7 protein-coding genes and 1 tRNA gene are annotated in these 9882 nt (G+C 43.8%); 7 read left to right on the forward strand and 1 reads right to left on the reverse strand.

Features of this window, described 5'->3' with window-relative positions; all coding sequences use genetic code 11:
* Positions 1 to 3: 3 nt before the first annotated feature.
* From rmuC to ftsZ, 4 genes are all read left to right on the forward strand, one after another.
* The gene (rmuC, locus tag GY843_RS03900) at positions 4 to 1464 is read left to right on the forward strand and encodes a DNA recombination protein RmuC (protein WP_297306726.1); all 1461 of its coding nucleotides are present in this window, start codon (positions 4 to 6) and stop codon (positions 1462 to 1464) included.
* Positions 1461 to 2108, forward strand: coding sequence for a gamma-glutamylcyclotransferase (locus GY843_RS03905; RefSeq protein ID WP_297306728.1), 648 nt, complete (start codon positions 1461 to 1463; stop codon positions 2106 to 2108). Before rmuC ends, GY843_RS03905 begins: the two co-directional genes overlap by 4 nt.
* A 491-nt stretch (positions 2109 to 2599) precedes the next feature.
* A complete protein-coding gene (gene ftsA, locus GY843_RS03910; RefSeq protein ID WP_297306738.1) occupies positions 2600 to 3844 on the forward strand; it encodes a cell division protein FtsA in 1245 nt (414 codons plus the stop codon).
* 84 nt (positions 3845 to 3928) lie between these two features.
* Positions 3929 to 5152: a cell division protein FtsZ gene (gene ftsZ, locus GY843_RS03915; protein ID WP_297306730.1), complete on the forward strand. Its 1224-nt coding sequence runs from the start codon at positions 3929 to 3931 to the stop codon at positions 5150 to 5152.
* A 124-nt stretch (positions 5153 to 5276) separates the two neighbouring features.
* On the opposite strand, the gene GY843_RS03920 is transcribed toward ftsZ, so the two are convergent.
* A complete protein-coding gene (locus GY843_RS03920; protein WP_297306732.1) occupies positions 5277 to 6527 on the reverse strand; it encodes a GGDEF domain-containing protein in 1251 nt (416 codons plus the stop codon).
* 352 nt (positions 6528 to 6879) lie between these two features.
* Between GY843_RS03920 and GY843_RS03925 the strand changes: the two genes are divergently transcribed.
* From GY843_RS03925 to GY843_RS03935, 3 genes are all read left to right on the forward strand, one after another.
* Positions 6880 to 6967, forward strand: a tRNA-Ser gene (locus tag GY843_RS03925).
* A 164-nt stretch (positions 6968 to 7131) separates the two neighbouring features.
* Entirely contained in the window at positions 7132 to 8337 is a 1206-nt protein-coding gene (locus GY843_RS03930) for an integrase domain-containing protein (RefSeq protein ID WP_297306734.1), read from the forward strand.
* 448 nt (positions 8338 to 8785) lie between these two features.
* Positions 8786 to 9826 carry an IS481 family transposase gene (locus GY843_RS03935; RefSeq protein ID WP_297306736.1) on the forward strand — a complete coding sequence of 347 codons (1041 nt, stop codon included), beginning with the start codon at positions 8786 to 8788 and terminating at the stop codon, positions 9824 to 9826.
* The last annotated feature ends 56 nt before the right edge of the window (positions 9827 to 9882 follow it).

Here is a 9882-nt window from a genome sequence, read left to right on the forward strand (position 1 = left end):
GAGATGATGGAGCAACTGCTGGCGGAGTTTGATCTAACCAGCCTTTTAACTGGGCTGGGTGTAGGGATGCTCATCGCAGCTGCGGTTGCTCTTATAATCCTTAATCGAAAACAAAGGCAGTGGCAGGATAACGAACAAAAGTTAATCCTGCAGATCGAACAAGGTCAACATGGCCTTAAAAGCCTTAATTCCCGTACTAAACAATTGCAGAGTGATTATCACCATCTCGACCTGCAACGTACCCGCCTAGAAGAACGACTGCGTAATCTCGAACCCCTGTTAGCCTCAACTGTTACAGATAAACAACAGTTAGAAAAAAAGCTGCAACAAACCGGTTATCAACTCTCTGACCGGAATGAAGTGATTGCCGATCTTGAAGCTCGGTTGGAATCAGAGCAGCAGGCCCATGCCGATAAATTGAAAGAACTTGAACAGGCTCGCGGGCAACTTAAACAGGAGTTTCAGAATCTGGCGAACCGTATCTTTGATGAGAAATCGAAACGTTTCTCAGAAACTAACAAAGAGGATATGGGAAATCTGCTTACCCCTTTACGTGAACAACTTGGCGAGTTTAAACGTCGTGTTGAGGATGTTTACGATAAAGAAGCAAAAGACCGGCGTGCGCTTCACGAACAGATTACAAACTTGAAGCAGCTTAACCAGCAGATGAGTGAAGATGCGATCAACCTGACTAATGCCTTAAAAGGGGAGAGTAAAACCCAAGGTAACTGGGGCGAGGTTGTTCTGGAAAGGGCACTTGAAGAGTCTGGTCTGCGAAAAGGACATGAGTTTGAACTTCAGTTCTCTGCCAACCAAGATGGTAAACGTTATCAGCCTGATGCCGTAATACACCTACCAGATGGGAAAGATATCATCGTTGATTCTAAGGCCTCCCTGACCGCTTATGAAAAGTATTGCGCCAGTGAGGATCCCGAAGAGCAGTTGCGTTACCTACGGGAGCATCTGGTATCTGTACGTGGTCATATTAAAGGGCTGAGCGATAAGGCTTATCAGGCGCTGGATGGTGTGCGCTCCCTGGATTTCGTACTTCTTTTTGTGCCAATTGAAGGTGCTTTTCTATTAGCCTTAGAGCGTGAGCCTACACTGTTTAAAGAGGCATTTGATCGCAATATTATGTTGGTCAGCCCGGCAACATTGATGGTTACTCTGCGTACGATTCATAATATCTGGCGATATGAACATCAGAATCAGAATGCCCGTGAAATTGCCCATCGTGGTGGTGAACTACATGACAAGTTCGTAGGATTTATTGAATCGATGGATGATATCGGGCGCAATCTGGATAGAACCCAACAAGCTTTTGATACTGCCCATAAACGTTTGGTCAGCGGGCGAGGAAACCTGGTCAATCAGGTAGCTATGCTGCAGAAACTAGGTGCAAACAGTAAGAAGAAGCTGAATACCGATCTGCTAGAAAAAGCAGCAGAGGCTGATCAAGAGTGATTTCGATCGTAGGTTATGGTTCTTTACTTTCTGAACGCTCTGCTCGGGAAACAATCCCTGGCTTAGAAAATTTCCGTATTGTGACTGTGCCGGGATATAGACGAATCTTTAACAAGGTTGGTGTTGTTTTTCTTAGCCGCTACGGAGCTGACCCACACTCTCTGGAGCTGGCTTCCTGCTCAACGGAAGCTTGTAACCGTTCCCAGATTATCTGTTCTCAATTTGAATGCAGTGAAGCAGACTTTGCAGAGCTGTATGAACGCGAGCATCGGTTTAACTGGGTTGATGTGGAAACCCTCAGTGCCAGTGGTGAGCGTTCAATAGGTAGAATGTGTAGTAGCTCAACCGATAACTACTACCGTAATACTAAATGCAGGTCTGAGGCTGAATACCAGCAAAGGGTAGGGCAATACTACGCTGGATTGCTATGGCGAACTGATATCCTGCCATACCCCCGTTATCTGGCTTTCTGCCTACAGGCGGCTCATGGTCTTGGTGGTGAGGCTTTAGATAATTTCCTGGATCATAGCTATCTGGCGGATGGTAAAACGCCTATTCGTGACTATGTCGAAACGCATGAATCTTTGAGCAGCTGGCGTAGTATCGACTGCGGTTATAGCTACGAAACTGAAACAAATTCATAGTCGAAAACTCGCTGTGTAACCTCGATTTTTTACCACTTTACTTCTCCTTAGCTTTCTCAATATTCAATAATGATTTTTGTTGAAAAATCATTATTGAATATTGATTTGTTTGTAATTTATCAAAACTAAATTTTGATATTTTTATTAATAATCAAAGTTAAAATTTGATTTATACTGAAATAATCAAAATTAAGTTTTGATTTTTGGTGTTTTTTTAACCTATTGAAATTGAGAAAAATATTAATTTCCTGAAAAATTTTAGTGATGGTGAGCATGTGTAGCTGGTTGAAATTTATTGGTTTTTTTTCTTAATAAATATCGAAACATGCCGATAACAAAAGTAACTAGTGAATTTGATGTGTTTTTGTTCTTGCTAAAAACTTTTAAGAATTAAAAAAAATTCATCGAAAAAAGGTTGGCTTATAAATAGCAATCAGTAAAATTAGTAATGCTGGTAAATAAAATTAGCTGGTAGTTGGCTTGTGAATAGTATGGTAACTCACTCAAATATGATCGTGGCACTGGATATCGGAACCTCCAAGGTTGTTTGCTTGGTAGGTGAGGTAAACGTGGACGGTTCTATTGATATTGTTGGAATCGGATCTCACCCATCCCGTGGTTTGAAGAAAGGGGTTGTGGTGAATATCGAATCCACTGTGAGTTCAATTCAGCGTGCTGTTGAAGAAGCTGAACTGATGGCGGGTTGTAAAATTCACTCGGTAACCGTTGGTATAGCGGGTAGTCATATCAATAGCCTCAACTCACACGGCATTGTCGCTGTGCGTGATCGTGAGGTGACGGATTATGATTTGGACCGTGTGATTGATGCTGCCCGTGCAGTTGCCATTCCTGCTGATCAGAAAATCCTGCATATCCTGCCGCAGGAATATGAAATTGATAACTCAGAGGGTATTCGAGAGCCTCTGGGTATGTCTGGTGTTCGCCTGGAAGCAAAAGTACATATGGTTACTGGCTCGGTGAATGCTGCGCAGAATATTGAGAAGTGTGTGCGCCGTTGTGGTCTTGAAGTCGATAATCTGGTGTTGGAGCAATTAGCTTCCAGCTACTCAGTGCTGACAGAAGATGAAAAAGAACTCGGCGTATGCATGGTTGATATTGGTGGGGGTACTTCCGATATCTCCATCTTTACTGGTGGTTCTATACGTCACACGGCAGTAATCCCTATTGCTGGTGATCAGGTAACAAACGATATCGCTATGGCACTGCGCACTCCTATGCAGCATGCCGAAGAGATCAAAATTAAATATGCCTGTGCATTAGCTCAGTTAGCCGGTCCCGATGAAACTATTAAGGTTCCGGGGGTAGGGGATCGTCCATCTCGTGATCTTTCCCGTCAGGCACTAGCTGAAGTGGTTGAGCCTCGTTATGAAGAGTTGTTCAACCTTGTTCAGGCAGAGCTGCGCCGTAGTGGCTTTGAAGACTTGGTTGCTGCGGGCATTGTTCTGACAGGAGGCACTTCAAAAATGGAAGGTGCTGTTGAACTGGCAGAAGAGATTTTCCACATGCCGGTACGACTGGCTTCGCCTCATGGTGTGCGTGGAATGGAAGATATTTTAGGCAACCCGATTTATGCCACTGGCATGGGGTTGTTGCAGTACGCTCATGAAGATCAGGGTAGCGAGCCCGCAGCAACGGTAGAAGTTGCAGAGATGGAGCTGGTTGAGCAAGCGAGCGTATTGAGCAGAATGAAAACCTGGTTTCAGGGAAATTTCTGAAACAGGTAATAAACGGAAATAACTAATTAAAAGCGCTACTTAAAAGAAAAAAAGCGTAAATAAAAAAACTGGAAGGAGATCGGTATGTTTGAGTTGGCTGACAGTATCCCTCAAAGCGCCGTAATAAAAGTTGTTGGTGTTGGTGGTGGCGGTGGTAACGCTGTACAACACATGGTGAGTTGTGATGTTGATGGCGTTGAGTTTATCTGTGCAAATACAGATGCTCAGGCGTTGGATAACATGGCTTCCAAAACAGTTATTCAGATCGGTGGTGAGCTCACCAAAGGTTTGGGTGCTGGCGCGAATCCTGAAGTAGGTCGTCAGGCTGCACTCGAGGATCGTGAGCGTCTGGCTGAAATGCTTGATGGTGCTGATATGGTATTCATCACTGCCGGTATGGGTGGTGGTACTGGTACTGGTGCTGCGCCAATTGTTGCTGAAGTTGCTAAGGATCTGGGTATCCTGACCGTTGCTGTGGTAACAAAGCCATTTACATTTGAAGGTCGTAAGCGCCTTAAGATAGCCGATGAGGGTATCAAAGAGCTTAAAGAGAATGTTGATTCTCTGATTATTATTCCTAATGAAAAACTTTTGCCTGTTCTGGGTAAAAATACGAGTCTGATTAACGCATTCAACACCTGTAATGATGTGTTGAAAGGTGCTGTGCAGGGCATCGCTGATCTGATTATCCGTCCGGGTATGATCAACGTTGACTTCGCAGACGTGCGAACCGTTATGTCCGAAATGGGCATGGCGATGATGGGTAGCGGTAGTGGCCGTGGCGAAGACCGAGCTATAGAAGCAACGGAAGCCGCGATTAACAGCCCTCTGCTTGAGGACGTAGACCTGAAGGGGGCGAGTGGTATTCTGGTGAATATCACCGCTGGTCTCGATCTCAGCTTGGGTGAGTTCTCAGAAGTGGGCAACATCGTTGAAGAGTATGCTTCTGAGAACGCCACTATCGTCGTTGGTACAGTAATTGATCCGGAACTGACGGATGAATTAACAGTAACCGTTGTGGCGACAGGTTTGGGACGTGCTGAAGAGCAGCATGTTGAGATTGTGAATACTGGCACTGGTCGTGCGGCTGCTGTGGCTACTGCAGCGGGTGCCGCTTCTGACTTTGATCAGCTGGAATTGCCAGCTGTTATGCGAGGCAATCGTGCTGAAACTGAGAAAAAGCCAAGAACACCTCCTGCCGAGATCCATCGTGAGGTAGAAGCAGAGCAACCTGTTATGCAGAAAACTGGCACTGATGATATGGAATTCCTGGATATTCCTGCATTCTTGCGACGCCAAGCTGATTGATAGTTTTATACCTTCCAGGTATTACTTTGCCCGGCCTTTGCCGGGCATTTTTTTATCACTACCAAACTTGAGAGATGTACTGTGTGTTAGGTCTCTCACAGAAAGATGAATTAGAGCCTATCTGCTAGCGTTGGGTTTTTTTCTGTAATTTATCCTGGTACATTCGCTCGTCAGCGATCTGAATAAGATCTTCCAAACTGTTTGTCGTATCTTCTTCCGGGTAACTTACCAGGCCAATGCTGAATTTAGGTTGTAAGGGTTGTCCTTTATATGTGTGAGGTTTGTTCAGGAATAACTCTTCTATACGCTTAAAAAGGGTGTCCGCTCCGTCAAGTGGGCAATCCGGTAACAGGACAATAAACTCATCCCCGCCGTAGCGAATGACTTTATCAACCACGCGAAGGTGTTCTGTTAATTGCTTGCAGAAGTACATGAGCAATTCATCGCCAGCCGTGTGACCTAATGAATCATTCACCTTTTTAAAGCCGTTCAGATCTATCATGGCAATAGTCAGAGGAAGTGCTTTTCTATTGGCTCTGGAGGTTTCCTCTGTCATCAGTTTCTCGAGCTGATGTCTGTTGTATGTGCCTGTTAGTTTGTCGTAGATAGAGACTTCTTCAACTTTCTTAAAGGCGCTATGCAGTCGTTCCTGTTGAGCATTAAAGGAATGCTCGATACTGAGAATCTCTTCTAAATCAGAGTCCAGCTCTACTTTGTCATTCAGATTATGGTGCCCCTCGGTTTCCTTTAACTTGTGTTCAAGTTTACGAAGGGGGTTGATTACATGTGAAAGCAAATCACTGGAAAGGGCGATATATGAGGAAATCATCGTAATAGAGAAAACCAAAAACAGCCCCATTAATACTTCTGAGATGGGTATGCGAACTCTGGAGGCAGGAAAAGTAACGTCGAGAACGCCTGCCACATCACCAACGGAAACATTCTGGTGACATGCCATACACTCGTTTTGGAATCTAATCGCTCTGAAGTAGTGGATGTTTTCCAGTGACTCAATATGGATCGCATCATTATTGCCGTTGAGGTGTTTTTTTATCTCATTTGTTAATGCTCGCCCATCACCAAATTGATCCCTGACTGCTTTGCTACGGAACATGGAATAAACAATATCTGGAGCGTTGTTGTTCAGCTCATGAATCAGCTGATTAACTTCTTCGTAGCTTGCACCTTCGTTCATTGCTTGTCGTAGTTCTTTAAAAACAAGTTGGCCAAGGTATTGGCCTTCTTGACGCAGATCCTTTTCTATCGACAGAAATATAAGAAGGGCAACAATTAATAGTGCAAAAAAAGTGCTGATCAGGGCGGATCGGTATAAAGAATGGAACAGCGCATCTTTTACGCTATTAATCTGTCTCATTGGCGGGGGTTAAGCTCACGATATTTTATAGTTATTACTCCTAGTTTACCGGTGACTGCAATTCAAGCAAGTACAAATATTACGCAGTTGTACGTCTTTTAATCTGCATCACAAACAATGACGAAAATGTGGTGATTTATTGGGGTAAAACCCTTGCGGAAACAAAAGTCTATGATACAATGCGCGCCTCGTTGTTAAGGAGCTTATGCACCTTATAACGAAGAGCTGGTCAGGTGTCCGAGTTGGTCGATTCGGAGGCTTTGCCGGAGAAAACGTCGAAGTTTACGACGACGGTAACGAGCACGCCAAGTGTGTAAGTTTAAAGCTGAAATATTGCATCGTAGATAACGATGGTCAGGTGTCCGAGTGGCCGAAGGAGCACGCCTGGAAAGTGTGTATACGGAAACGTATCGAGGGTTCGAATCCCTCCCTGACCGCCATCTAACTGTTCAAAACAGTCCGATGAAGTCCAGAAAGCTGCATAACCAAAGGGTTTGCGGCTTTTTTTGTGTCTGATGAAGTCCAATAGAATCTTGTAACATCCACGCTTTTAAGTAACACTGAATGTAACATCCAGGATGAGTGTTAATTTCGGTGTTACATCATGGCCAAAAAAGTTCTCCCGCTGACCAACACACAGGTTAAGAATGCTAAGCCAAAAGAGAAGGAGTACAGCCTCTCTGATGGTGATGGGCTTTCTCTAAGGGTCAAACCTAATGGAACAAAAATGTGGGTTTTCAACTACACACGCCCACATACTTCAAAGAGAGCCAATATCTCCTTTGGAGTGTTTCCTGAAATGCCTCTTGCCTTAGCTAGAAAACAGCGCGAAGAAGCTCGAGAGCTATTGGCTCAAAAGATCGACCCTAAATTACAACGTGATTCGGAACGAGTCGATGAGGCGAACAAAAAGGAAAATACTCTTGAGGTTGTCACCAGACAGTGGTTTGAACTTAAACAAAGTGAGATCACTCCCGCCTATGCAGAAGATATTATTCACTCTTTGGAAAATCATGTATTCCCCAAGATTGGTAATCACCCAATCACAGATATAACCGCACCGTTAGTGATCGAGTCATTGAAGCCTCTATATAAAGCTGGAAAGCTTGAAATGATCAAAAGGATTTGTTCAAGACTGAACCAAGTTATGGTGTATGCCACAAATACAGGTTTGAATGGGGCTAATCCTCTCTCTGGTATCAGGCAGGCGTTCAAATCTCCAAAGGTGACAAATAATCCTACGATCCTACCTAGTGAATTACCGAACCTAATGAGCAATATTGCAGATGCGAATATCCGTAAGGTGACTCGTTATCTACTGAAGTGGCAATTGCATACAATGACTCGACCCGGAGAAGCAGCAGGAGCTCGCTGGGATGAAATAGATGAAGAGAATGCTCTATGGGTTATTCCAGCTGAAAGGATGAAGAAGAGGCGAGGGCATAGTATCCCTTTGACCTCTCAAACGTTATCGTTACTGGAAAAACTGAAACCTATTAGTGGAAACTCTGAATTTCTATTCCCAAGTGACATTAATCCTAGAGCCTCTGCCAATAACTCGACAGCTAATGTTGCCTTGAAGAGAATGGGGTACCAAGGAAAGCTGACAGCTCACGGAATGCGGTCAATTGCGAGCACAGCTCTTAATGAGCAGGGCTTTGATCCTGATATAGTGGAAGCGGCCTTGGCTCATGTTGATAAGAATCAGGTTAGGGCTACTTACAACAGGGCTCAATATATCGAGCGCAGAAGAAAGATGATGGAATGGTGGTCTGATTTCATTCTTGAATCTGAAAGAAAAGCTGTTTGATAGGTTGGATGGAACAAATAGGCCTATCACGTATATGGATAACTTAAAATTTGGTCATGACCTCTTTTATCGGGTATCTCCTTTTATGTTTTGATTTTCAGAGTGCGGCCTCAGAAAATCGGCCTTTAAAATGCACTGATGCGCTAACCGAAACTCTTTGGTCATTTCACTTTCAAGAATATTTCTATGTTTTGGATCATCAAGGAAAGTTAGGTGAGGTTTACCGGGAATAGGGTAGTTTATTTTACGGTAAAATACTTCAAGGATTTTGATTGGAGAATAATTGTTATTTGAGCGGATGGTTTGAAAGCTTCGAGCCTCTTTCCCAGATAGACCATCAATTAAGTGAATTAGCTCAGACTAGATCTGACATATTGTCTTGTAAAAGAGAGAGTTACCCGTTTTGATGAAAGTGTCGAAGCTTTAACCAAAACAAAAGGTAACTCTCATGATTCATACTAACAACCCTATCATTAAACACAAAGCTGGCTTGCTCAACTTGGCAGAAGAACTGGGCAATGTATCCAAAGCTTGTAAGGTAATGGGCGTGTCACGTGATACGTTTTATCGTTATCAGGAGCTCGTTGAAGAAGGTGGAATCGATAACCTGATCAATAAGAGCCGACGAGCACCAAACCCAAAGAACAGAGTTGATGAAGCAACAGAGCAAGCGGTAATCGCTTATGCTACTGAGCAGCCCGCTCATGGCCAGCATCGTACCAGTAATGAATTGCGTAAGTCTGGTGTCTTTGTGTCGGGCAGTGGTGTTCGTTCAATTTGGGTGCGACATAATCTTGAGAACTTCAAAAAGCGACTTAAAGCCTTAGAAGATAAAGTAGCTAATGATGGCATTATCCTGAGTGATGCCCAAATCGCAGCGCTAGAGAAAAAGAAATTTGATGATGAAGCGTGCGGTGAAATTGAAACCGCACATCCTGGCTATTTGGGTTCTCAGGACACTTTCTATGTGGGTAACCTGAAGGGCGTTGGTCGTATATACCAACAGACCTTTGTTGATACTTATAGCAAGATTGCTTTCTGTAAGCTCTACACCACCAAAACGCCGATAACTGCTGCTGATGCACTCAACGATAAGGTATTACCGTTCTTTGAAGAGCAGGAGCTTCCTATGCTACGTATTCTGACTGATCGGGGCACTGAATACTGCGGTCGGGTAGATCAGCATGATTATCAGCTTTACCTTGCCATCAATGACATTGATCACACCAAAACTAAAGCGATGTCACCACAAACGAATGGTATATGTGAGCGCTTCCACAAGACGATTTTGAATGAGTTTTATCAAGTTACTTTTCGTAAAAAGCTGTACGGATCACTTGAAGAACTACAAAAAGATCTGGACGATTGGGTGAAATACTACAACAATGAACGAACTCATCAGGGCAAAATATGCTGCGGTAGAACGCCAATGGAAACATTGCTTGATGGTAAATCGATTTGGGCAGAGAAGAATTTAGCCCAGATCTAAACTGACAGACACCAGATAGAAACGGGTAACTGTCAGATCAAGTCTGAGCTACTACA

The organism is Neptuniibacter sp. (genome assembly GCF_024231755.1).
In the GTDB taxonomy this organism is placed as follows: domain Bacteria; phylum Pseudomonadota; class Gammaproteobacteria; order Pseudomonadales; family Balneatricaceae; genus Neptuniibacter.

Excerpts from the sequence above, each read along its gene's own strand:
- GY843_RS03930 (WP_297306734.1), top strand. The coding sequence starts at position 7,132 with ATGGCCAAAAAAGTTCTCCCGCTGACCAACACACAGGTTAAGAATGCT.
- GY843_RS03935 (WP_297306736.1), top strand. The coding sequence starts at position 8,786 with ATGATTCATACTAACAACCCTATCATTAAACACAAAGCTGGCTTGCTC.
- rmuC (WP_297306726.1), top strand. The coding sequence starts at position 4 with ATGATGGAGCAACTGCTGGCGGAGTTTGATCTAACCAGCCTTTTAACT.
- ftsA (WP_297306738.1), top strand. The coding sequence starts at position 2,600 with ATGGTAACTCACTCAAATATGATCGTGGCACTGGATATCGGAACCTCC.
- ftsZ (WP_297306730.1), top strand. The coding sequence starts at position 3,929 with ATGTTTGAGTTGGCTGACAGTATCCCTCAAAGCGCCGTAATAAAAGTT.
- GY843_RS03920 (WP_297306732.1), bottom strand. The coding sequence starts at position 6,527 with ATGAGACAGATTAATAGCGTAAAAGATGCGCTGTTCCATTCTTTATAC.